Here is a 19,659-nt window from a genome sequence, read left to right as displayed (position 1 = left end):
TTCCGTGAGCGAGTCCACGAGCGCCACGTACGCAGCCGCCGGTGTCAGCATCGAAGCCGGTGACCAGGCCGTCGAGCTGCTCAAGCCCCACGCCGAGCGCGCCACCCGCCCCGAGGTGCGCGGTGGCGTCGGCGGGTTCGCGGGGCTGTTCTCGCTCAAGCTCGACAAGTGGAAGGAGCCGGTGCTCGCGTCGTCCACCGACGGCGTGGGCACCAAGATCGCGGTCGCGCAGGCTCTGGACAAGCACGACACCGTGGGCATCGACCTGGTGGCCATGGTCGTCGACGACCTGGTCGTGACCGGCGCCGAGCCGCTGTTCCTGCAGGACTACATCGCCGTCGGCAAGGTCGTCCCGGAGATGATCGCGGCGCTCGTCGGCGGCATCGCCGAGGGCTGCGTGCAGGCCGGCTGCGCGCTGCTCGGCGGCGAGACGGCCGAGCACCCGGGCCTGATGGGCGAGCACGACTACGACATCTCGGCCACCGGCGTCGGCGTGGTCGAGGCGTCCGCGCTGCTCACGCCAGAGAAGGTGCGCCCTGGCGACGTCGTGCTGGCCATGGGTTCCTCGGGCCTGCACTCCAACGGCTACTCGCTGGCCCGCCACGTGCTGCTGGACATCGCGCGCATGCCGCTCGAAGGGCACGTCGAGGAGTTCGGCCGCACCCTCGGCGAGGAGCTGCTGGAGCCGACGAAGATCTACGCCAAGGACTGCCTGGCGCTGGCCGCCGAGACCGAGGTTCGCACGTTCGCGCACATCACCGGCGGCGGCCTCGAGGCGAACCTCGCGCGCGTGATGCCGCGGGGCCTCGTCGCACGGCTGGAGCGCGGCACGTGGACGCCGGAACCGGTGTTCGCCCTGATCGGCCAGCGGGGCAAGGTCGAGCGCGCCGAGCTGGAGAAGACGTTCAACATGGGCGTCGGCATGGTCGCGATCGTGTCGGCCGAGGACGTCGACCGGGCGCTGGCCGTGCTGACCGCGCGCCACGTGCCGGCGTGGATCCTCGGCGACGTGCAGCCGGCCGACAACCCCGACGGCCCGCGCGCCGTGCTCTCGGGCGACCACCCGCGGTTCTAGAAAACGCGGTTGTCGCGGCTGGAAGACTGGACGACGTGGCAGAGGACGTGGTGATCGGCTCCCGGTTCGTGATTCCGGCGGCCGAGTTGAGCGAGCGCTTCTCCCGGTCGTCCGGACCGGGCGGGCAGGGCGTGAACACCACCGACTCGCGCGTGGAGCTCTCGTTCGACGTCGCGCGGTCGGCGGTGATCCCGGAGCCGTTGCGCGAACGGATCGTGGCGCGGCTGGCCGGTCGCCTGGTCGACGGCGTGATCACCATCGCGGCCAGCGAGCAGCGTTCGCAGCTGCAGAACCGCGACGCCGCCCGCGAACGCCTCGCCGACCTGCTGCTCAAGGCTTCCGCGCCGCCGCCGGCCAAGCGACGTCCCACCAAACCCTCCCGGGGTTCGAAGGAACGCCGCCTGGCCGCGAAGAAACGCCGCAGCGACGTGAAACGCGGCCGCGGCGGCCGGTTCGACGACTAGCTCACCGACAGGTGCACGCACTCGCCGGCCGGCTGGTAGCCGACGCGGCGGTAGACCGTGGCGATGCCCAGGTCGCCCGGGGTGAGGAAGGCCGTGGGGCCGCCTCGCTCGTGGACCAGGCGGGTGAGGTGCGCCGTGATCGCGGCGGCGATTCCCCGGCGGCGGTAGGCCTCGGCGACGGCGATGCCGGCGATCTCGGCCGCGCCGTCCACGATGTCCAGCGCGAACCCGCCGCCGATCACCGCGCCCGTCGCGGTGTCCTCGGCGCGCACGGCGCGATCGCCGAACGAGCGGGTGGTCGCCAGCTCCGCGTCGGACACCTCCGGGGACGCGCCGAAGGCCACGTTCTGCGCCGAACGCAGGCTGCGCAGGTCGGTGTCGGTCTCGGGAACACGGAGCACGATCCCGGCGGGTGCCGGGTGGTCCACGAAGTCGGCCGGGGTGCAGGTCATGAGCGGGATGCGCCGCTCGAGCGAGTACCCCCGCGCGACGAGGAGTTTCTCCAGGCCGGGCGCGGCTTCGGTGAAGAACTCCAGCCGGGGCTGCAGGCCGCGGCCCGCGTACGCCTCGGTCAGCGCAGTGATCTCCGCCGGTGACGGCTCGGCGCCGTCGTCGGGGATCGCGTAGTTGAGCATCGGGTGGCCGGTGGTGCGGGAGAAGGTCGCGAGGAACGGGCCGATCCGTTCGACGTCACGGCCTCGGGGTGCGGTGGCACGGACATACGCCTGAAGGGCGGACATGCTGGGTGATCCCTTTCGGGGTCGAAGGAGACCCACGCGCGCTGCCGAGAAGGGCAGGGCATGGGAAGGACGGCTGACGGGCTCGCGTCAGGCCTGACCTCGGCCGTCGCGAGCAGCGGCGGCAAACATAGGCGTTCCTTCGTCCGAAGATCCGAGAGCTTTCAGTGTCCCAGCGGGGGCAACCGATTTAACTCAGCGCCGTTCGCGGTGGCTCATCCCGGCGTAGCGCGTGTCCCACACCGAACGCGGCACGCGCAGGCGGACAGGCGCGTTGCAGACGGTCCGCCGCACCTGCTGCGGGATCGCGACCACGGGCACCACGTCGAAGTAGCGCCAGCCGCGGCGGGTCAGGGCGGCGCCGAGCGTGGCGCCGATGGTGTTGAGCAGCACGTCGTCGGTCGAGGTCACGCGGCCGCTGTGGATGAGGAACTGCGTGGCCTCCACCAGCACGGACGAGCTCAAGGCGGTGAGCGCGATCCGGCTGAGCGACCGCAGCCGGCGCAGGCGCAGCGGCGCGAGCGCGCCCAGCGGACACAGGAGCAGCAGGTTGCCGACGACTTGCCAGAGCGAACCGTCGTCGGACAGCGCGGCGGAGAGGTCGGCACCGGGCACGAGATCGAGCGTGCTCCCCGAAGCGGCGCCGACGGGCATGATGACCAGGCAGAGCACGAGCGCGCCGATCGTCACCGCCGTCACGTCGACGGCCGCGGTCGCCGACGCGTGGCCGAGGCTGATGCCGCTGCTTCTTCGCCGCCTCCGTGCGGCGAGCAAGGGCCAGCAGAGCAGCGCGTACGGCAGCGCGATGGCCGTGATCGGGATGATCCCCCAGAAAGCGCGCAGCAAGGCGCCCATGCGCTTCCCTTCTCGAACCCCTCTGAACTGTTTCTTCCCGCCTTCCCAAGATCAACCTTCGCATCGCCGGTTCGAGTCGGCATGCTCAGCGGGCCGCACTATTCGGTGATCTTTCCGGTGGCGCGAAACGGCTTCCCGTGGTTCGGTCGAGGCGCGGACCGTCCATAGTGGATGCTGTGGACAACCCTGTGGAAGGATTTCGCCGACTTGGTGAAAAGCCTTGTCCACAACGGAAAACAAGGGTTCGAGCCTGTGTACTACCCGGCGAGCTCGCGCGCCTTCTCGATGAGCGCGGACAGGTGCAGGCCACGGTGGACGTCGCACGGATGCGTGGTCGTTCCACTCGTGACCATGGCCGCGAAGTCGTCCAGCAAGGCCGTGTAGGACTCCGCGGCGGTGCCTGGCTTGCGGCCGAGTGTCCGGTAGCCGTGCTCGCCGTAGACCGCGACCTCGACGACGGTCGGCTGAACCGGCAGCCGCAGCGACAGCGTCGCGGTGCTCGTGGCGCCGCCCTCGTGGGCGAACATCAGCTGCCACAGGTCATCGGGGCCGCGGTGGGCCGCGAGCACGTCGGTGATGCGGCCGAGGGCGGCGTCGAGCAGGTCGAACGCGTGCGGGCCGATGTCGGCTAGCGCGCCGCCGGACGCGTCGAGGCGCCAGGCCGAGGTCGAGTACTGCCCGCCGAGCAGCGCGCCCGACAGCCAGCGCGCGCCACCGCCGCGCCAGCCGCCCGAGGCGGCGAGGCCGTCGAGCCACTCGCGCGTCTGCTGGGAGAACCGCAGCGTGAGCATCACGAGCGACGCGACGCCGGCTTTGTCCACGGCGTCGGCCAGCCGCTGCGCGCTCGCCAGGTCGGCGGCGATGGGCTTCTCGAGGATCAGGTGCTTGCCGGCCTCGGCCGCGCGCGTCGCGATCTCCGCCTGCACGGCGGGCGGCACGGCGAAGGCGAGGGCGTCGACCAGCGAGAACAGCTCCTCGAGATCGTCGGTGCCGACGGCTCCGTGGGCCTCGGCCAGCGGACGGGCGCTGGTGATGCGGCGCGCCCACACGGCGGTGAGCTCGGTGCCGGGGTGTTCGGTCAGGCCCGGCGCGTGCACCGTGGTCGCCCAGGGACCGGTTCCGACGAGGCCGATGCGCAGCTGTCCGACGTCCACGCCCGGAAGTGTAGGTGTGTCCGGCGCCGCTTCCGGCGGGTACCTCCGGTGGGTTAACGTCGGTCAGCTGTACACCACGATCGGGGGAAGCCGGTGGGAATCCGGCGCTGACCCGCAACCGTGAGCGGCCGCCCGTGCGGCCGTGAGCCGGATCGCCCGCCGTGGTCCGACTCGATGCGAGGTTCATCAACGATGCAGTTGTTCCCTGCCCGGCTCCTTGCCGTGGCCGCGCTCCTGGTCACCGCCGGTCTGTCCGGCGCGAGTACCGCCACTGCGACCGTGCCCGGGAAGGGCACCGCGGGGTACTGCCCCGACGCCACGGGCGTGACGGTGGTCGTCGACTTCCAGGATCTCGGCGGCGACACCCTGATCCGCTGCGCGCCCGGGCCGCAGGCCGACGGCGTGGCGGCCATGCAGAACGCGGGCCTCGACCTCGCGGGCGTCGGCAAGTACGGCCTGGCGCTGATCTGCAAGATCGAGGGCAAACCGGCCGACCAGTCGTGCTCGGGGATGCCGCCCGAGAGCGCGTCGTGGAGCTTCTGGACGGCGACCGACGGTGGCAAGTGGGCTTCGAGCCAGGTCGGCGTGCAGGGCTGGAAGCCGCCGGCCGGGAGTTTCGAGGGCTGGTCGTTCGCGCACAACAAGTCCTTCCAGGACTATCCGCCGCCGCGGGTGGCACCGGTGCGGAAGGCCAACGCGCCTGTTCCCGCGGCCGCGGCTACGGATCCCGGCGGCAACGGCTTCCCGTGGAGCCTGGTGATCGGGCTCGTCGTGATCGCGGTGCTCGTCGTCGCGGGTGTGGTCGTCGGGCTGCGGCGCAGGCGTGCTGCCCGGTAACGCGCGGGCTCTGCACCCGGGCGCGTGGTGGGTGTGGGCGCTCGCGCTCGCCGTCGCCGCCAGCCGCACCACCAACCCGCTGCTGCTCACGCTGGTGATCGCCGTGGCCGGGTTCGTGGTGGTGAACCGCCGGGGCGACGCGCCGTGGGCGCTGGCTTTTCGCGTGTACGCGCTGGTCGCGGGCGTGATCGTGGTGTCACGCGTGCTGTTCCGCATCCTCATCGGCGGCGAGGACGGTGGCCACGTGCTCTTCACGCTGCCGGCGATCCCGCTGCCCGCCGCGGCCGCCGGGATCGAGCTGCTGGGGCCGACGTCGGCCGAGGAGCTGCTCGGCGGCTTCTACGACGGGCTGCGGCTCGCCACGATCGTGCTCTGCGTCGGCGCCGCCAACGCGTTGGCCAACCCGAAACGCCTGCTCAAGGCCGTGCCCGGCGCGTTGGCCGAGGTCAGCACGGCCGTCACGGTGGCGCTTTCGGTGGCGCCGCAGCTGGTGGAGAGCGTGCAGCGAGTGCGGCGCGCGCGGCGGCTGCGGGCGGCCCGCGGGCGGGGCCTGAGGTTCGTGAAGGGGGTTTTCGTGCCGGTGCTCGCGGACGCGATGGACCGCTCGCTCCTGCTGGCAGCGGCCATGGACTCGCGCGGCTACGGCCGGCGCGGCTACCTCGCGCAGCGCGTGCGCGTGCTGATCGCGACCTGCGTCCTCGCGGGGCTGTTCGGGGTCGCCGTCGGGGTGTACGGGGTGCTCGACGGGTCGTCGAGCTGGCTCGGCGTGCCGATGCTGGTGGCGGGCTTGGCCGTGGCGTCCGCCGGGTTCGTGCTGGGCGGGCGGCGGATCCAGCGGACGGCGTACCGGCCTGATCCGTGGCGGTTGCCGGAGACGTTGGTGGTGCTGTGCGGAGTCGCGTCGGCGGGGCTGCTGCTGGCTGCTCCGCCGGCGCAGCTGGCCACGTCGGTGAGCCCGCCGAGCTGGCCGACGTTGCCCTTGCTGCCGACGTTGGCCGTGTTGATCGCGGTGTTGCCGGCGTGGCTCGCGCCGCGGCCGCTGCCGGTCGCCCAGGTGGCACGATGATCGAGTTTTCACAGGTCACCGTCACCTATGACGGAGCTTCCTCACCGGTGCTGCGCGGCGTCGACCTCGTGGTGGAGGAAGGCGAGCTGTGCCTCGTGGCCGGACGCACGGGGGTCGGCAAGTCGACGTTTCTCGGCGCAATCAACGGGCTCGTGCCCCACTTCACCGGCGGGACGCTGGCCGGGCGTGTGCTCGTCGACGGCCTGGACACGGCCACGCACCCGCCGCGTGAGCTGGCCTCCGTGGTCGGCGTCGTGGGGCAGGACCCGCTCGCGGGGTTCGTCACGGACACCGTCGAGGAAGAGCTCGCGTACGCGATGGAGCAGCTGGCCGTGGCGCCCGACGTCATGCGCAAGCGCGTGGAGGAGACGCTCGACCTGCTGGGCATCGCCGAGCTGCGCGACCGTCCACTTCGGACGCTTTCGGGCGGACAGCAGCAGCGCGTGGCGATCGGGTCCGTGCTGACGGCGCACCCGCGCGTGCTCGTGCTGGACGAGCCGACGTCCGCCCTCGACCCGACGGCCGCCGAGGAGGTGCTGGCCGCGATCACGCGGCTGGTCCACGACCTCGGCACCACGGTCGTCGTCGCGGAGCACCGGATGGAGCGCGTGGCGCAGTACGCCGACCGGCTGCTTTACCTGCCGGGCGACGGTTCCGTGCGGTCCGGACCGCCGGCGGAGGTGTTCGCAGACGCCGACGTGGCGCCGCCGATCGTGGAGCTCGGCCGCTTCGCGGGCTGGTCGCCGCTGCCGCTCTCGGTGCGGGACGCGCGACGGCGGGCCGGGCCGTTGCGGGAGCGGCTCTCGTCGGTGACCCGCCCGGCCGCGGCCGGCGTGCCTGCGGAGGACGCACTCACCGCGCAGGGGGTGCAGGTGCGCTACGGGGGCGTAGCGGCCGTGTGTGGGGTGGACCTGCGGCTGGGCCGGGGCGAGGTCGTCGCGCTGATGGGGCGCAACGGGTCTGGCAAGTCTTCGCTGCTGTGGGCGCTGCAGGGCAGTGGGCCGCGCTCGGGCGGGACCGTCGACGTGCTGGGGGCGGACCCGGCGTCGGTGCGGCCGCGGGCGGCGCGGTCGCGTGTCGGGCTGGTGCCGCAGACGCCGTCCGACCTGCTGTACCTCGACTCTGTGGCCGCCGAGTGCCGGCAGGCGGACGTCGAATCGGGCGCCGCCGCGGGCACGGCCCGGACACTGCTGGACCGGCTGGTTTCGGGTGTCTCCGCGGCTGCGAACCCTCGTGACCTCTCGGAAGGACAACGGCTCGCGCTGGTGCTGGCCGTGCAGCTGGCCGCCGCGCCGCCCGTTGTCCTGCTCGACGAGCCGACGCGCGGCCTGGACTACCCCGCGAAGCGCCACTTCGCCTCGGTGCTGGCCGCGTTGGCCGCCGAAGACCACGCGATCCTGCTGGCCACGCACGACGTCGAGTTCGTCGCCGTGGCCGCGCACCGCGTGGTGGTGCTGGCCGAAGGCGAGGTCGTGGCCGACGGCCCGACTGCCGACGTCGTCGTGTCGTCCCCGGCGTTCGCACCGCAGGTCGCGAAGGTCCTGGCGCCGCAGGAATGGCTGACGGTCGCCGAGGTCGAGCAGGCGCTGAGGTGACGGACTTCCTCGGGCCCGCCGTGCGGATCCGGCTGCGAACCGCCGCCGTGCTCGTGCTCGCCGTGGTCCTCGGCCTGGCGATGTTCTGCTGGCCGCTCTTCGTGTCCACGCCGCCTTCGGGCCACACGGCCGACGCGCCGTTCATCTTCATGGCGACCCTGCCGGTGCTGATCCTGATCCTGCTCGCCGAACTGTCCAGCGGCGGCCTCGACGCGAAGGCGCTGGCGCTACTCGGTGTCCTGTCCGCGGTCGACGCGGCGCTGCGGCCGCTCGGCGCCGGCACGGGCGGCATCGAGCTGGTGTTCTTCCTGCTCGTGCTCGCCGGTCGCGTCTTCGGCCCGGGCTTCGGCTTCGTGCTGGGCGCGACCTCGCTCTTCGCGTCCGCGCTGCTCACGGGCGGCGTCGGGCCGTGGCTGCCGTTCCAGATGCTCGCGTCTTCGCTGGTCGGCCTGGGTGCGGGGCTGCTGCCGCGGGGTGTGCGCGGCCGCTGGGAGATCGCGCTGCTCGCCGTCTACGGCGTGGTGGCCGCGTACTTCTACGGGCTCGCGATGAGCATGTTCACGTGGCCGTTCCTCGCGGGCACGTCGGCGCTGGACTTCGTGCCGGGCGCGCCGCTGGGCGCGAACCTGCACCGGTTCCTGGTCTTCACCGTGCTGACGTCCACACTCGGCTGGGACACGGGCCGCGCGATCACCAACCTCGTCGCGATCCTGGTCCTGGGCCCGGCCATCCTCACGATCCTGCGCCGCGCGGCTCGGCGAGCGGCGTTCACCCGACCCTGAGCGAACGCCTGGCCTCGTCGAGCACGTCGAAAATCAGTAGGTGTAGAAGCCCCGACCGGACTTCTTGCCCATCAGACCCGCGTCGACCATGCGCAGGAGAAGCGGCGGGGCCGCGTAGAGGGGCTCCTTGAACTCGTCGTACATCGAGTCCGCGATGGCCTTCACGGTGTCGAGGCCGATGAGGTCCGACAGGCGCAGCGGGCCCATCGGGTGGGCGGTGCCGAGCTCCATGCCGCGGTCGATGTCCTCGGCGGTGGCGAAGCCGGACTCGACCATGCGGATCGCCGAGAGCAGGTAGGGCACCAAAAGCGAGTTGACGATGAAGCCGGCGCGGTCCTGGGCGCGGATCACCGTCTTGCCCAAGGCCCCGGCGTGCTCCTCGGCGCGGCGGGCCGTGTCGTCGCCCGTCAGCAGCGACGGGACCAGCTCCACCAGTGGCAGCACCGGCACGGGGTTGAAGAAGTGGATGCCGACGACCTGCTGCGGCCGGTTCGTGGCCATGGCGATCTTCACGATCGGGATCGACGAGGTGTTGGACGCGAAGATCGCGTCTTCCCGGGAGACGATCTTGTCGAGCTGCCCGAAAACGTCGACCTTGGCCTGTTCCTGCTCGAGGATCGCCTCGATCACGAGGTCACGGTCGGCGAGCTCGGCCAGCTCCGTGGTGAAGCGCAGCCGGCCCAGCGCCGCATCGGCGTCCTCGGGCGACAGCTTGCCGTTCTTCACGCCCCGCTGCAGCGACTTCTCGATGCGCGCCTTGCCGGCGTCGAGAGCAGGCCGGCTGACCTCGGTGATCACCACGTCGAAACCCGACTTGGCGTGCACCTCGGCGATGCCCGAGCCCATCTGCCCGGCACCCACAACGCCGACTCGCTGAATGTCTGTCACCGGCTAGCTCCTTCGTCACGCAGGCACAGAAAATGGGCAGCACGCGACGCGCGAGGGTGGTGCCGGGCAGTGCCCGGACTCCACCCTCGCGTCTCGCGTCTGCTCAACGCCGGTATTCGTCGTACCCGTCGTCGTACGGGTCCTCGTTGTCGTCCTCGTCCTCATGCCCGTTGCCGGGAGAGGAATCACTCGACAGCTCGCGCTGCAAAGCATCGAAATCGGTGTCGTGGGAGCTGTACTTGAGCTCGCGCGCCACCTTCGTCTGCTTGGCCTTAGCCCGGCCGCGCCCCATGGCTCGACCCCCTCGCACAGGGGCGGGGCGGCCGGGGGAATCGGCGGCCCCGCATCGTCTCGACAGTTCTTTCCTGGTCACACCGTACCGTGTCCCGGGGGTTCGATGCGACGTGGCACGGTGTGCCGGTGGCGACAGTGTCCGCCGGACGCTGGTTACCGGCCTGTCGGGGGTGATCCGCGCAGGTGGGCGTGCCACGATGCTCAGGTGCTCCGTCCCTTCGTGGCGTATCTGAGGGTGTACGAACCCCTGCTCGCGCTCGGTGACCCGCCCGACGACCGCCTGCGTGAAGCCGTCGCCGCGGCGAAGCTGCGCCGAGCCGCGATCGGCGAACGCGAGCAGGCCGTGTGGCTCAAGTCACAGGCCGCCGCGCCCGCCCGGTTGCTGCCCGCGGAGCTCGCCGACGGCCGGCCCGCGCCGAGCTTGCTGACCGACGTCCTCGTGCTCGACCCGGCGGAGGTGCCGGCCGGGCACCCCGGCGCCGGCCCGTTCGTCTGCCCGCTCGAACTGCGCGCCCGCGCGGCCGCCGCGCTGGTGACGTTCCTCGGCGACGCGACCCCGGCGTTGAAGAACGCCGTGCTCGACGCCGGCGGGGTCTCGGCCGACCGCGCCCGCTCGCGCACGAAGGCCGCGATGGCCGACCTGACCACGGCCGCCGCCCACACGCTCACCACCACCTGGACCGTGCCGCTGCCGTGGTTCGTCCTCGTCGACCCCGACGAGCGCAAGCTCGTGCTCGGCTCCGGCCAGGACGATCCGGTGCGCGAGCTTTCGTGGCGCATGTCGATGTCCGACGCGCTGACCCGCGCGGTCGAGGCCGGCGAGCTGATCGAGGCCGCGTTCGGCGACTCCGGTCCGGGCCGCGTGCTGTCGCAGACGCGCCAGTGGCTGGAGAGCTTCGACCCCGACTCCGTAGTGGAACTGGACTACGGCGGCCTGGTACAGCTGTTCGCCGATGCGATCCTCGAGTCCGACACCACGGCCGAGGAGGTCCACGACATCCTCGAGGCCCTGCGCACCGGCAACGTCGAGGAGCTGGCCGAGCTGTTCTCCGAGCTGCGCGAGTTCTGGGGCGACCTCGCGGCTAGGGAGCGCTCCAACTGACGCGCAGCCGGCCCACGGGCCGGCCACCCCCGAGCACGGGCGGGTTCGCGAGGGCTTCGAGGTCGGAAACGTCCACGCCCAGGTACGCGAGCACCGCCACGGCCAGCGGCGCGCAGCCGCGCTTCGCGCCGTCCGACATCTTCAGCGCCACCGCCGTGCCGTCGGCCAGCGCGAACGCCAGCACGCCCTCGGCGCCGATCTTCGACAGCAGCCCCGGCACCGCGCCCATCAGCGCGGTGTCCTCCCGGTCCGTGCCGGCGACCAGCCACGGGTGCGCGCGCATGGCGTCGGCGACGCGCAGCTCTTCGGACCCCGCAGAAGCCCGCACCAACCGACCGAACGCCCGCGCCAGGCCGGTGAGCGAGTAGGCGAACAGCGGCGCACCGCAGCCGTCGACGCCGGTGGTGGCGATCGGTTCCCCGGTCAGCTCCACCACGGTGTCGGCGAGTGCCTTCTGCAACGGGTGGCCCGACTGCTCGTAACCGTCGGTCGGCCAGCCCGCGGCGACGCAGGTGGCGAGCATGCCGGCGTGCTTGCCGGAGCAGTTCATCGTGACGCGCAGCGGTTCGGTCGCCGCGTGCATCGTCGGCTCGTGCAGCGGGTACGCGGGCGGGCAGGCCAGCGCCGACTCGTCGAGGCCGGCCGCCGCGAGCATTGCCGCGACGCGCTCGACGTGGCCGGCCTCGCCGGAGTGGGAACCGCAGGCCAGCGCGAGGTCCGCGCCGTCGTGGTCCAGGCCGGCGCGCAGCATGCCGACACCCTGCAGGGGTTTGGTCGACGACCGCGGGAACACCGGACTCGTCACGCCGCCGACCTCGTGGATCACGCTGCCGTCCGGCGCCGTGATCACGAGCGAACCGCGGTGCACGCTTTCCACGAGGCCGGACCGCTCGACCTCGACGAGAACCGGTTCCGTCACTCTTCGGTGCGTCCGAGCTCGGAGTCGAGCAGCTCGTCGACGGTCGCGGAGCCGCGCTGGTAGCGGCCGGCGATCTCGGCGTTGAGGGTGTCCATCACGCCTTGCACCTGACGCCGGAACGTGGACACCGAAGACTCCTCGGTGGCGTACGTGTCGAGCGCGGAGGCGAGCTTGCCGTCGGACAGCGTGCCGACGTCGGTGAGGTCCGTGTCGCCGATCAGCGCCTCGGCGTGGCGGCGGTGCTCGCCGGCACGCGAGGGTTCGAGCTGCTGGTGGCGCCCGGAACCGGTGGCGGGCCCGAGCGCGTTGTCGGCGAGGATCGTGGCGAGCTGGTCGACGATGCTGTTGACGCCACCGGACGACCGGCGCTGCTGCTCCGCGCGCACGATGTCGATCCGCGCGTGCAGCAGCCGGCGCAGGTACGAGAGGTCGGTCTCCTCCTGCGCGGCCTCGTCACGGCGTTCGCGCAGCACCGGCAGCGGCAGGTCGCCGAGTCCGGTGAGGTATCCCGGGGCGAGGACGCGGTCGATCCGCCGTCGCCCACCGGGACGCACTTCGATCACGGGCACATCCTGCTCTAGATTCCCCGACAATGCTACCGCCGGGTTCACTTCAGCCCCGCAACCGTTGTGCGGCCTCCCGACCAGGGGCGGCGTGCTCACCCGGCACGGAGTCCGGGTCCACGATGGCCTGAACGGTGCGGTCAGTGTTGTTTTCAGAATCCTCGGCCGCGTCGTCTTTCCCCAGGCCGGCCAGCAGTTCCGCGCCCGCGGGCACGGAGCGCTTGACCAGGGCCAGCGCGATCGGGCCGAGCTCGTGGTGCTGCACGACGGTGCCCACGCGGCCCACCACGCGTTCGCCAAGGCGCACCGGGTCACCTGTTTCGGGCGTGATCTCGGGTGAACCGTCGAGGTGCAGCAGCGCGAGGTAGCGCGGCGGGCGCCCGACGTTGTGCACCTTCGCGACGGTTTCCTGGCCGCGGTAGCAGCCCTTCGCCACGTGGGCGGCGCTGCCGATCCAGCCGACCTCGTGCGGGATGGCGCGGTCGTCGGTGTCCACGCCGACCCGCGGGTGCCGCGATTCCACGCGCAGCGCGTCGAACGTCCAGCTGCCGGCCGGGCGCGCGCCCGCGTCGGTGAGGCGCTGCCACCACGTCGCGAGCTCTTCGCGCGGCACAAGAAGGTCCACACTGGACCGAGACGGCCACGGCATGCGGCGCGCGAAACCGCCGCCGGGCAACGCCGACACGGAATACGGCTCGGTGCCGACCTCCACCCCGACCGCGGTGAGCACGCGTTCGGACTCGGGCCCGAGCACGGTGAGGACGGCGAGTTCCGTTGTGGCGTCGCGGATCTCGACCTTCGACCAGAACTTCATCGCCTCGAGGTATTCACGCAACGTCTGCTTGCCGCCCTTGGGCAGTGCGCTCGTCGCGACGGGGCCGGGGTCGCTGTCGAGCCAGACGGTGCCGTCGAGGTGTGCCAGCACGAAGTGCGTGTCGACGTGACCCTGGCTGTCGAGCACGAGGGCTTCGGTGCCGGACCCTTCGGGCAGCTCCGTCACGTGCTGGGAGATCACGAGGTGCAGCCAGCTCAAGCGTTCTTCGCCTGAAACAGCCAGGACTTCGCGGTGCGAGCGGTCGATCACGACCACGCCGCGGGCGGCGGTGCGCTGCTCGGCGAACGGATCGCCCCAGTGCCACGGAACTCCCGCCTCGGGGTGTCCGTCAGGCGCGGCGATCGAGCGGGGGGCTTCGAGCAACGGCGAGCGGTAGGCCATAACCACAAGACTAGGTGAGTACCGTGACACTATGCGCGTCCTCGCCTTCCTCGATGGAACCCTGGCCGACCCCGAAGCCGCCCACATTCGTGTGGACGACCTCGGTTTGCTGCGCGGAGACGGGGTGTTCGAGACCATCCTCGTGGCTGATAAAAAACCGCGGGAACTGCGCCCGCACCTCGACCGACTCGCCCGTTCCGCGGCGATGCTGGAGCTGCCGGCGCCCGACCTCGCCGCCTTCGAGACGGCCGCCCGCGCCGTGATCGACAACTGGGCCGGTGGTCGGGAAATCGCGTTGAAACTCGTGTTCACGCGGGGTGTCGACGGCGATCCGGCCGGCACGCCGACCGCGTTCGCCATCGGCATGGAGATCGACGAGAAGGTGCGCCGCGCCCGCGCCGAGGGCGTCGCCGCGGTGACACTGGAACGCGGCTTCGGACCCGAGGTCGCCGAGCGCGCGCCGTGGCTGCTGCTGGGCGCGAAGACCGTTTCGTACGCCGTGAACATGGCCGCCCTGCGCGAGGCAGGCCGTCGTGGCGCACAGGATGTGATCTTCACCGCTGCCGACGGTTCCGTGCTGGAAGGCCCGACGTCCACGGTCGTACTGGCCCGCGAGCGCACGCTCTACACGCCGCCGTCCACCGTCGGGATCCTGCCGGGCACCACGCAGGCGGCGCTGTTCCGCGGTGCGGAGAAGGCGGGCTGGACGGTGAAGGTGGAGCCGTTCTCCGCCGCCGACCTGGCGACGGCCGACGGAGTGTTCCTCGCGTCGTCGGTCCGGCTCGTCACCCGCGTGCACACGCTGGACGGCACCGCCCTGCCCGGCTCGGCGGAGCTGCACCGCGAGCTGGTGGCGGCCTACGAAGGCGAGTACTGAGCCGGCGCCTCGCTGATCACCACGGCGGACGCGCGCACGCCTTCGGCCTCGTAGGCGGCGATCTTGTGGTGCCCGACCAGGATCAACGGCCGGGTGCCCGACAGCACGACGGCCACGGGACGGTGGCCGGTCCGGATCGCGGTGCGGTAGTAGGCGACGCGCGCTTCGTCGTCGGGCGGCCAGGTCGCGGTGGGCACGAGGGGCTCGTCGGCGTCGAGACGGGCGGGGCCGTCGACCTGGTAACACCCGTCGACGAGCAGGGCCAGCAGGTCGCGCAGGGTCTCGGCCAGCGGACGGCGCAGCTGACCCGTGGCCAGCGCGATGCGCAACGACTGCGGCAGCTCCATCTGCGTGCCACCGTTTCGTTCCAGGACCCTGTTCAGCTCCAGGACACCTGTCCCACCCGCGACCGTTACCCGTTCCACGCTCATCAAGACGAGCGGAACCGCACAGAGGTTCCAGGGCGTGCCTGAGCGAGTGCGCCGAGTGACCCGCGTCTCACCACTGCGGCCACCGGGTAGCCGCCGGTCGTGGGGTGGTCGGCGAGGAAAACGACGGGCAGGCCGCTCGGCGGGACCTGGATCGCGCCGGTCAGGAGGCCCTCGCTGGGCAGTTCGGCGGTGTTCGCGCGCCGCAGCGGCGGGCCGTCGAGGCGCAGGCCGACGCGGTTGGACTGCGGCGTCACCGTCCACCACGCGCCGAGGCCCTCGACGAGGTCGGTGAACCAGTCGTCGCGCGGGCCGAGGACCACGGGCACGACGAGCCGCTCGGGTGCCGCGGGGGCGACCACCACGTCGGCTCCCGCCGGCACTCCGGTGACCGCGCCGAGCGGCAGCGAAACGCCGTCTTCCAGCGGTTCCGGCCCGATGCCCGACAGGACGTCCCGCGAGCGGCTGCCCAGCACCGGCTCGACGGCGATCCCGCCCGAAACCGCCACGTAGCTGCGCAAACCGGCCGACGGGTGACCGAGCGCAAGCGTTTGCCCCTCCCGTAGCGAGACGGCCGAGTGGGAGCCGACGTGCCGGTCGTCCACCTGCACCGGCACGAGGGGTCCGGTCACGGCGACCGTGCACGGCGCCGTCGCCCGCACGGTAAGCCCACCCAGCAACGCTTCGATCCCGGCCGCGTCCTCGGGGTTGCCGACCAGGCGGTTGCCGAGGCGCAGGGCGGCGACGTCGAGAGCACCGGAAGGGGGCACGCCGAGGTGCGCGTATCCGGGCCGGCCGAGGTCCTGCACCAGCGCGAGCGGTCCCGTGTGGACGATCTCCAGCGCGCGCATCACGCGCTCCGGAAGCGCACGCGGTCACCGGGCGCGAACAGCGCGGGCCGCTCGGCGGCCGGGTCGAACAGCGTCGCGTCGGTGTGCCCGAGCAGCCGCCAGCCCCCGGGTGACTCGCGCGGGTAGACGCCGGTGAACTCGCCCCCGATGCCCACGGACCCGGCGGGGACCTTCGTGCGCGGGGACTCGAGCCGGGGTTGCCGCAGTGCGTCCGGCAGCCCGGTCAGGTAGCCGAAACCGGGCGCGAAGCCGGTGAACGCGACGGTGTACTGGGCTTCGGTGTGCAGCTTGACGACGTCGGCCTCGGAGACCCCGGCATCGCGCGCCACGAGCGGCAGGTCCTCGCCGTCGTAGTGGACGTCCAGCGTGACCTCACGCGGCGACCCGGCGGGCGGGTGCGTGAGGTCGGCGCCGTCGAGCAGCTCCCGCACCGACTTGAGCGCGGGTGACCCGGGCTCCGCCACCACCAGCAGGCTGCGGGCCCCGGGCACGAGGTCGGCGATCCCGTCGACGCCGGCGGCCTCGACCGTGGCCCGGGCGGCGGTCATCTGCGCGAGCGAGTCGCAGTCGAGCAGGGCGGCGTGCTCGCCGCAGGGCCGCCAGAGCATGGACAGAGCGTACTGTGCCGATCGTTACCAATCCGACCACAGTCACGGCCGAATGGCATCGCAGCAACGGTTACGTGCCGCGCGGGGGCCGGCCTACTTTTGGTCGGATTGGTAACCGTGCCGATCGTTACCAATCCGACCACAGTCACGGCCGAATGGCATCGCAGCAACGGTTACGTGCCGCGCGGGGGCCGGCCTGCTTTTGGCCGGATTGGTAACCGTGCCGATCGTTACCAATCCGACCACAGTCACGGCCGAATGGCTTCGTAGCAACGGTTACGTGCCGCGTGGGGGTCGGCCTGCTTTTGGCGGATTGGCAACGGCCCTGCTCAGCCCACGACGCGGTGCAGCAGAGCCGACACGTGCGGCTGCATCTCCTGGCCCATCATCGCGCGCTCCTCGACGTAGCCGAGGCTGCCTTCGATGAGGCCGTAGAGCCGCTGCGCCGCGGTGACGTCCTTGGCCGTGGCCGTGCGGATCACCGCGTCGGTGCCCAGCTCCCACGACGTCTGGTTGCGCGGCTTGCCGTAGTAGAGCTCCACGATGCCGGAACTGTGCGTGAGCAGCAGCTCGATCGTGTCGTCCTCCTTCGGCCGCCAGAACCCGCTCTCGCGGGCGGCGGGGCGGATGACGTTGCCCTCGTCGTCGAGCAGCCACGCGCGGGCCTCGTGCGTGAGGAACGGGCGGCCGTCGTGCGCGATGGTGAGCTGCTGCGCGAACTTGACCGGCCCCTCGATGGTGGGGTAGTCGACCTCGCCCTCACCGCGCCAGACGCCGACCATCGGCAGCAGCGCAAGGCACGCGTCGTTCAGGTTCGGGCCCTCGCGCAGGTTGGCCGTGTCGTTGGGGATGGGCAGGTCGTCCCACAACGGCAGGTTGCGCGCGCGGGTGCTCGCCGCGCGCTCCTCCGCGGCCGCGATGGCGTCGTCGCCACTGGCGGTCATGGTGCTCAGCGCTGGTCGGCGTACAGCCGGTAGACGACATAGCAGGCGAACCACACGATGGCGACTGCCGCCAGGGCCAGCAGGATCGTAAACAGGGTCTCCACAGCGAGGACAATAGTCGGCCCGGGGCACTCAGGCTCCGCGCAGGGTCGTCGCGGTGAGCACAGTCACGACGAGCAGCACGCCACCGGCCACGGCCATGGCCGCGTGCAGCCCGGCCGCCAGGTTCGCGCCGTCCGCGAGGAGGGCGCCGAGCGCGGCCACCCCGAGGGCCGTGCCCGTCTGGCGGGCGGCGTTGACGGTGGCCGACGGTCCGCCGGGATGTGGTCCATCGGAGAGACGGCCGCGAAGCTCGGCGTCGCGGTGTCGGCGCCGCGCTACTGGGACGAACGCGGGCTCGTGCGCCCGGCCACGCGCCGCTCGGGCAAACGCCTCTACGGCGAGGCCGAGCTGCACCGGCTGACCATCGTGAAGATGTTGCAGGACACGGGTTTGCTCAGCCTCGACGACATCGCGCTGATCAAAAGTGAAGGGGCCCCAGGAAAAATCCCTGGGGCCCCTTCACGGAAAAGCGAGTCAGCCGACCGAGATCGCCAGCTGGTGCAGACCCGGGCCTTCGGCGGTGACGGAGGCCTCGCCGTTGCCCGTGCGGTGCAGCGCGCGCACCGTCCACGAGCCCGGCGCGGCGTAGAAGCGGAAGTCGCCCTCGGGCGAGGCGACCACCTCGCCGGTGAAGTCGCCGCCGCCGTCGAGCAGGCGCACGAACGCGCCGCCCAGCGGGCCGTCGGAGCCGGTCACCTTGCCGGCCAGCACGACCTGACCGTTGGTGTCGAAGTCAGCGGGCGTGGCCACCTGGACCGGGGCGCCGCAACCGTCGTCAGCCATCTATTTCGCTCCCAACTCGACCGGCACGCCGACCAGCGAGCCGTATTCCGTCCACGAACCGTCGTAGTTCTTCACGTCGGAGTAGCCGAGCAGCTCGTGCAGCGCGAACCACGCGATGGACGAACGCTCACCGATGCGGCAGTACGCGATGGTCGCCTTCGCGTCGTCGATGCCGGCCTCGGTATAGAGGTCCTTGATCTCGTTCTCGGTCTTGAAGGTGCCGTCCTCGTTGGCGACCTTGGCCCACGGCACGTTCAGCGCGCCCGGGATGTGGCCCGGCACCTGGGACTGCTCCTGCGGCAGGTGCGCCGGGGCGAGCAGCTTGCCGGAGAACTCGTCGGGCGAACGCACGTCGACGAAGTTCTTCGCACCGATGGCCTCCACGACCTCGTCGCGGAACGCGCGCAGCGAGAGGTCCTGTTCGGTGGCGTGATACTCGGTGGCGTCGCGCTTCACGTCGTCGGCGTTGAGCTCACGGCCGTCGAGCTCCCACTTCTTGCGGCCGCCGTCGAGCAGCTGCACGTTCTGGTGGCCGTAGAGCTTGAAGTACCAGTATGCGTAGGCGGCGAACCAGTTGTTGTTGCCGCCGTAGAGGACCACGCGGTCGTCGTCCGAGATGCCCTTCTCCGAGAGCAGCTTCTCGAACGCGGCCTTGTTCACGAAGTCACGGCGCACGCCGTCCTGCAGGTCGTTGCGCCAGTCGAGCTTCACCGCACCGCGGATGTGCCCGGCGTCGTAGGCGGTCGTGTCCTCGTCGACCTCGACGAACACCACGCCGGGTGTGTCCAGGTTCTCCTCGGCCCACTGAGTGGTGACCAGGGCGTCTTCACGGCTCATGGAAGCGAACTCTCCTTCTGGGGTTTGGAACTGCTAGGAAGCCCGCGCGGGGCTGAAGCGCTTGAGCAGCAGGTACATCTCGCAGCCGAGGCAGAAGTTGAACGCGCCGTTGAGGAACGCGGCGAACAGCGCGAACGCCGTCGCGACGATGCCGAGCGGGGCCACGCCGGCGACGAAGCCGATCGTGCCCACGAGCGCGAACACGAAGCCCACGGCCTGCGCGAACCGCAGCGGCGCCGCGTCCTCGCGCTCGGTCGGCGGGCCGAGCCGCGGCGCGACGAGCGCGCGGTACAGCACGGAGTACGGCGCCGGCTTCAGACCGACGAACGCGCCGATCGCGAAGATCACGGTCTGCAGGGCCAGCAGCGGCCACCACTGCGTCACGAGCACCACGGCGAGCACGACGGTGGTGATGATCGCGGCGAACCGCGGGCCACGCGGGTCGACAGCCGGTCCGGCGGGCATGGTTCCTCCTGCTGAGGGCGAGGCGAGGGGCGTGCGAGAGCACGGACGGTAGAGCGTGCGAAAACCGGCGGACGACGTGCTTCAGTGCCGGCGCGACGAGCGCGGACACAAGCTGCTGCGCACGCGGCACAAATCCACCGCGCGGCGCTGCGTCAGGAGGGTGATGGGCAGCTCGTCCACGTCAGCGAGGGTACTCAGTGCTCCAACCGGCTGGGAA

General features: G+C 71.7%; 24 protein-coding genes, 1 pseudogene and 1 riboswitch. Of the genes and pseudogenes, 9 read left to right on the top strand and 16 right to left on the bottom strand.

Annotated elements, in window-relative coordinates; translation table 11 throughout:
* Nucleotides 1-4 precede the first annotated feature (4 nt).
* Together purM and arfB are read left to right on the top strand one after the other, a co-directional pair.
* Nucleotides 5-1,075 carry a phosphoribosylformylglycinamidine cyclo-ligase gene (gene purM / locus K1T34_RS16140; RefSeq protein WP_220245078.1) on the top strand — a complete coding sequence of 357 codons (1,071 nt, stop codon included), beginning with the start codon at nt 5-7 and terminating at the stop codon, nt 1,073-1,075.
* Between the two features lie 35 nt (nt 1,076-1,110).
* Entirely contained in the window at nt 1,111-1,539 is a 429-nt protein-coding gene (gene arfB / locus K1T34_RS16135; protein ID WP_255638540.1) for an alternative ribosome rescue aminoacyl-tRNA hydrolase ArfB, read from the top strand.
* Here arfB and K1T34_RS16130 read toward each other — a convergent pair.
* From K1T34_RS16130 to K1T34_RS16120, 3 genes are all read right to left on the bottom strand, one after another.
* Complete coding sequence (locus tag K1T34_RS16130) at nt 1,536-2,279, bottom strand: GNAT family N-acetyltransferase (protein WP_220245077.1); 744 nt, start codon at nt 2,277-2,279, stop codon at nt 1,536-1,538. The genes arfB and K1T34_RS16130 overlap by 4 nt on opposite strands.
* A gap of 192 nt (nt 2,280-2,471) precedes the next feature.
* The gene (locus tag K1T34_RS16125; RefSeq protein ID WP_220245076.1) at nt 2,472-3,131 is read right to left on the bottom strand and encodes a VanZ family protein; all 660 of its coding nucleotides are present in this window, start codon (nt 3,129-3,131) and stop codon (nt 2,472-2,474) included.
* 257 nt (nt 3,132-3,388) lie between these two features.
* Entirely contained in the window at nt 3,389-4,285 is an 897-nt protein-coding gene (locus tag K1T34_RS16120; protein WP_220245075.1) for a Gfo/Idh/MocA family protein, read from the bottom strand.
* A gap of 43 nt (nt 4,286-4,328) precedes the next feature.
* Nucleotides 4,329-4,464, top strand: a riboswitch (cobalamin riboswitch).
* Nucleotides 4,465-4,477: 13 nt separating this feature from the next.
* On the opposite strand from K1T34_RS16120, the gene K1T34_RS16115 reads away from it, so the two are divergent.
* The 4 genes from K1T34_RS16115 to K1T34_RS16100 are packed head-to-tail and all read left to right on the top strand — an operon-like array spanning nt 4,478 to nt 8,565.
* Nucleotides 4,478-5,122 (top strand): hypothetical protein, encoded by a 645-nt coding sequence (locus tag K1T34_RS16115; protein ID WP_220245074.1) that lies wholly within the window; start codon nt 4,478-4,480, stop codon nt 5,120-5,122.
* Nucleotides 5,112-6,188: a CbiQ family ECF transporter T component gene (locus K1T34_RS16110; RefSeq protein ID WP_220247231.1), complete on the top strand. Its 1,077-nt coding sequence runs from the start codon at nt 5,112-5,114 to the stop codon at nt 6,186-6,188. The genes K1T34_RS16115 and K1T34_RS16110 overlap by 11 nt, the downstream gene beginning before the upstream one ends.
* Nucleotides 6,185-7,783, top strand: coding sequence for an ABC transporter ATP-binding protein (locus tag K1T34_RS16105; protein WP_220245073.1), 1,599 nt, complete (start codon nt 6,185-6,187; stop codon nt 7,781-7,783). The genes K1T34_RS16110 and K1T34_RS16105 overlap by 4 nt, the downstream gene beginning before the upstream one ends.
* Nucleotides 7,780-8,565 carry an ECF transporter S component gene (locus tag K1T34_RS16100; protein ID WP_220245072.1) on the top strand — a complete coding sequence of 262 codons (786 nt, stop codon included), beginning with the start codon at nt 7,780-7,782 and terminating at the stop codon, nt 8,563-8,565. The genes K1T34_RS16105 and K1T34_RS16100 overlap by 4 nt, the downstream gene beginning before the upstream one ends.
* A gap of 33 nt (nt 8,566-8,598) precedes the next feature.
* On the opposite strand, the gene K1T34_RS16095 is transcribed toward K1T34_RS16100, so the two are convergent.
* Nucleotides 8,599-9,453, bottom strand: coding sequence for a 3-hydroxybutyryl-CoA dehydrogenase (locus tag K1T34_RS16095; RefSeq protein ID WP_220245071.1), 855 nt, complete (start codon nt 9,451-9,453; stop codon nt 8,599-8,601).
* A gap of 103 nt (nt 9,454-9,556) precedes the next feature.
* Entirely contained in the window at nt 9,557-9,745 is a 189-nt protein-coding gene (locus K1T34_RS16090) for a DUF3073 domain-containing protein (RefSeq protein ID WP_220245070.1), read from the bottom strand.
* A gap of 207 nt (nt 9,746-9,952) precedes the next feature.
* Here K1T34_RS16090 and K1T34_RS16085 point away from each other — a divergent pair, with 207 nt between their 5' ends.
* Nucleotides 9,953-10,849, top strand: a complete 897-nt coding sequence (locus K1T34_RS16085) for a hypothetical protein (protein WP_220245069.1) — start codon at nt 9,953-9,955, stop codon at nt 10,847-10,849.
* Here the strand turns inward: K1T34_RS16085 and K1T34_RS16080 are convergent.
* Genes K1T34_RS16080 through K1T34_RS16070 form a run of 3 tightly spaced genes read right to left on the bottom strand, consistent with a single transcriptional unit; the run spans nt 10,830 to nt 13,547 of the window.
* Nucleotides 10,830-11,768: an asparaginase gene (locus K1T34_RS16080; RefSeq protein ID WP_220245068.1), complete on the bottom strand. Its 939-nt coding sequence runs from the start codon at nt 11,766-11,768 to the stop codon at nt 10,830-10,832. The two genes, K1T34_RS16085 and K1T34_RS16080, sit on opposite strands and share 20 nt — an antisense overlap.
* Nucleotides 11,765-12,331, bottom strand: a complete 567-nt coding sequence (locus K1T34_RS16075; protein ID WP_220245067.1) for an aerial mycelium formation protein — start codon at nt 12,329-12,331, stop codon at nt 11,765-11,767. The genes K1T34_RS16080 and K1T34_RS16075 overlap by 4 nt, the downstream gene beginning before the upstream one ends.
* Before the next feature lie 49 nt (nt 12,332-12,380).
* On the bottom strand, nt 12,381-13,547 hold the full coding sequence (locus K1T34_RS16070; RefSeq protein ID WP_220245066.1) for a folate-binding protein YgfZ: 1,167 nt from the start codon (nt 13,545-13,547) through the stop codon (nt 12,381-12,383).
* A 31-nt stretch (nt 13,548-13,578) separates the two neighbouring features.
* On the opposite strand from K1T34_RS16070, the gene K1T34_RS16065 reads away from it, so the two are divergent.
* Nucleotides 13,579-14,424, top strand: a complete 846-nt coding sequence (locus tag K1T34_RS16065) for an aminodeoxychorismate lyase (protein ID WP_220245065.1) — start codon at nt 13,579-13,581, stop codon at nt 14,422-14,424.
* On the opposite strand, the gene K1T34_RS16060 is transcribed toward K1T34_RS16065, so the two are convergent.
* The 4 genes from K1T34_RS16060 to K1T34_RS16045 form a co-directional block, all read right to left on the bottom strand.
* Nucleotides 14,406-14,849 (bottom strand): hypothetical protein, encoded by a 444-nt coding sequence (locus tag K1T34_RS16060; RefSeq protein WP_220247230.1) that lies wholly within the window; start codon nt 14,847-14,849, stop codon nt 14,406-14,408. The genes K1T34_RS16065 and K1T34_RS16060 overlap by 19 nt on opposite strands.
* Before the next feature lie 5 nt (nt 14,850-14,854).
* Complete coding sequence (locus tag K1T34_RS16055; RefSeq protein ID WP_220245064.1) at nt 14,855-15,703, bottom strand: biotin-dependent carboxyltransferase family protein; 849 nt, start codon at nt 15,701-15,703, stop codon at nt 14,855-14,857.
* Nucleotides 15,703-16,311, bottom strand: coding sequence for a 5-oxoprolinase subunit PxpB (gene pxpB, locus K1T34_RS16050; protein ID WP_220245063.1), 609 nt, complete (start codon nt 16,309-16,311; stop codon nt 15,703-15,705). Before pxpB ends, K1T34_RS16055 begins: the two co-directional genes overlap by 1 nt.
* Before the next feature lie 329 nt (nt 16,312-16,640).
* The gene (locus K1T34_RS16045; protein WP_220245062.1) at nt 16,641-17,255 is read right to left on the bottom strand and encodes an FABP family protein; all 615 of its coding nucleotides are present in this window, start codon (nt 17,253-17,255) and stop codon (nt 16,641-16,643) included.
* A gap of 57 nt (nt 17,256-17,312) precedes the next feature.
* Between K1T34_RS16045 and K1T34_RS54710 the strand changes: the two are divergent.
* Nucleotides 17,313-17,714: pseudogene (locus tag K1T34_RS54710) on the top strand (MerR family DNA-binding transcriptional regulator); the annotation flags it as partial.
* A 117-nt stretch (nt 17,715-17,831) separates the two neighbouring features.
* On the opposite strand, the gene K1T34_RS16035 reads toward K1T34_RS54710, so the two are convergent.
* The 4 genes from K1T34_RS16035 to K1T34_RS54705 form a co-directional block, all read right to left on the bottom strand.
* Entirely contained in the window at nt 17,832-18,140 is a 309-nt protein-coding gene (locus tag K1T34_RS16035) for a DUF1416 domain-containing protein (protein WP_220245061.1), read from the bottom strand.
* The gene (locus K1T34_RS16030) at nt 18,141-18,977 is read right to left on the bottom strand and encodes a sulfurtransferase (protein WP_220245060.1); all 837 of its coding nucleotides are present in this window, start codon (nt 18,975-18,977) and stop codon (nt 18,141-18,143) included. It lies immediately after the preceding gene.
* A 33-nt stretch (nt 18,978-19,010) separates the two neighbouring features.
* Nucleotides 19,011-19,442, bottom strand: coding sequence for a DUF4395 domain-containing protein (locus tag K1T34_RS16025; protein ID WP_220245059.1), 432 nt, complete (start codon nt 19,440-19,442; stop codon nt 19,011-19,013).
* 81 nt (nt 19,443-19,523) lie between these two features.
* Nucleotides 19,524-19,622, bottom strand: a complete 99-nt coding sequence (locus K1T34_RS54705) for a putative leader peptide (protein WP_360585614.1) — start codon at nt 19,620-19,622, stop codon at nt 19,524-19,526.
* Nucleotides 19,623-19,659 lie beyond the last annotated feature (37 nt).

Origin of the sequence: Amycolatopsis sp. DSM 110486, from assembly GCF_019468465.1 — a bacterium.
GTDB lineage: Bacteria > Actinomycetota > Actinomycetes > Mycobacteriales > Pseudonocardiaceae > Amycolatopsis.
The sequence above is the reverse complement of the archived record's forward strand: the minus strand, read 5'-3'. Positions and strand labels throughout refer to the sequence as shown.

What these genes read in the sequence shown, in the direction of transcription:
- K1T34_RS16055 (WP_220245064.1), bottom strand. Translation starts at nt 15,703, where the DNA reads ATGCGCGCGCTGGAGATCGTCCACACGGGACCGCTCGCGCTGGTGCAG.
- K1T34_RS16115 (WP_220245074.1), top strand. Translation starts at nt 4,478, where the DNA reads ATGCAGTTGTTCCCTGCCCGGCTCCTTGCCGTGGCCGCGCTCCTGGTC.
- K1T34_RS16030 (WP_220245060.1), bottom strand. Translation starts at nt 18,977, where the DNA reads ATGAGCCGTGAAGACGCCCTGGTCACCACTCAGTGGGCCGAGGAGAAC.
- K1T34_RS16035 (WP_220245061.1), bottom strand. Translation starts at nt 18,140, where the DNA reads ATGGCTGACGACGGTTGCGGCGCCCCGGTCCAGGTGGCCACGCCCGCT.
- K1T34_RS16130 (WP_220245077.1), bottom strand. Translation starts at nt 2,279, where the DNA reads ATGTCCGCCCTTCAGGCGTATGTCCGTGCCACCGCACCCCGAGGCCGT.
- K1T34_RS16065 (WP_220245065.1), top strand. Translation starts at nt 13,579, where the DNA reads ATGCGCGTCCTCGCCTTCCTCGATGGAACCCTGGCCGACCCCGAAGCC.
- pxpB (WP_220245063.1), bottom strand. Translation starts at nt 16,311, where the DNA reads ATGCTCTGGCGGCCCTGCGGCGAGCACGCCGCCCTGCTCGACTGCGAC.
- K1T34_RS16025 (WP_220245059.1), bottom strand. Translation starts at nt 19,442, where the DNA reads ATGCCCGCCGGACCGGCTGTCGACCCGCGTGGCCCGCGGTTCGCCGCG.
- K1T34_RS16090 (WP_220245070.1), bottom strand. Translation starts at nt 9,745, where the DNA reads ATGGGGCGCGGCCGGGCTAAGGCCAAGCAGACGAAGGTGGCGCGCGAG.
- K1T34_RS16125 (WP_220245076.1), bottom strand. Translation starts at nt 3,131, where the DNA reads ATGGGCGCCTTGCTGCGCGCTTTCTGGGGGATCATCCCGATCACGGCC.
- K1T34_RS16070 (WP_220245066.1), bottom strand. Translation starts at nt 13,547, where the DNA reads ATGGCCTACCGCTCGCCGTTGCTCGAAGCCCCCCGCTCGATCGCCGCG.
- K1T34_RS16045 (WP_220245062.1), bottom strand. Translation starts at nt 17,255, where the DNA reads ATGACCGCCAGTGGCGACGACGCCATCGCGGCCGCGGAGGAGCGCGCG.
- K1T34_RS16105 (WP_220245073.1), top strand. Translation starts at nt 6,185, where the DNA reads ATGATCGAGTTTTCACAGGTCACCGTCACCTATGACGGAGCTTCCTCA.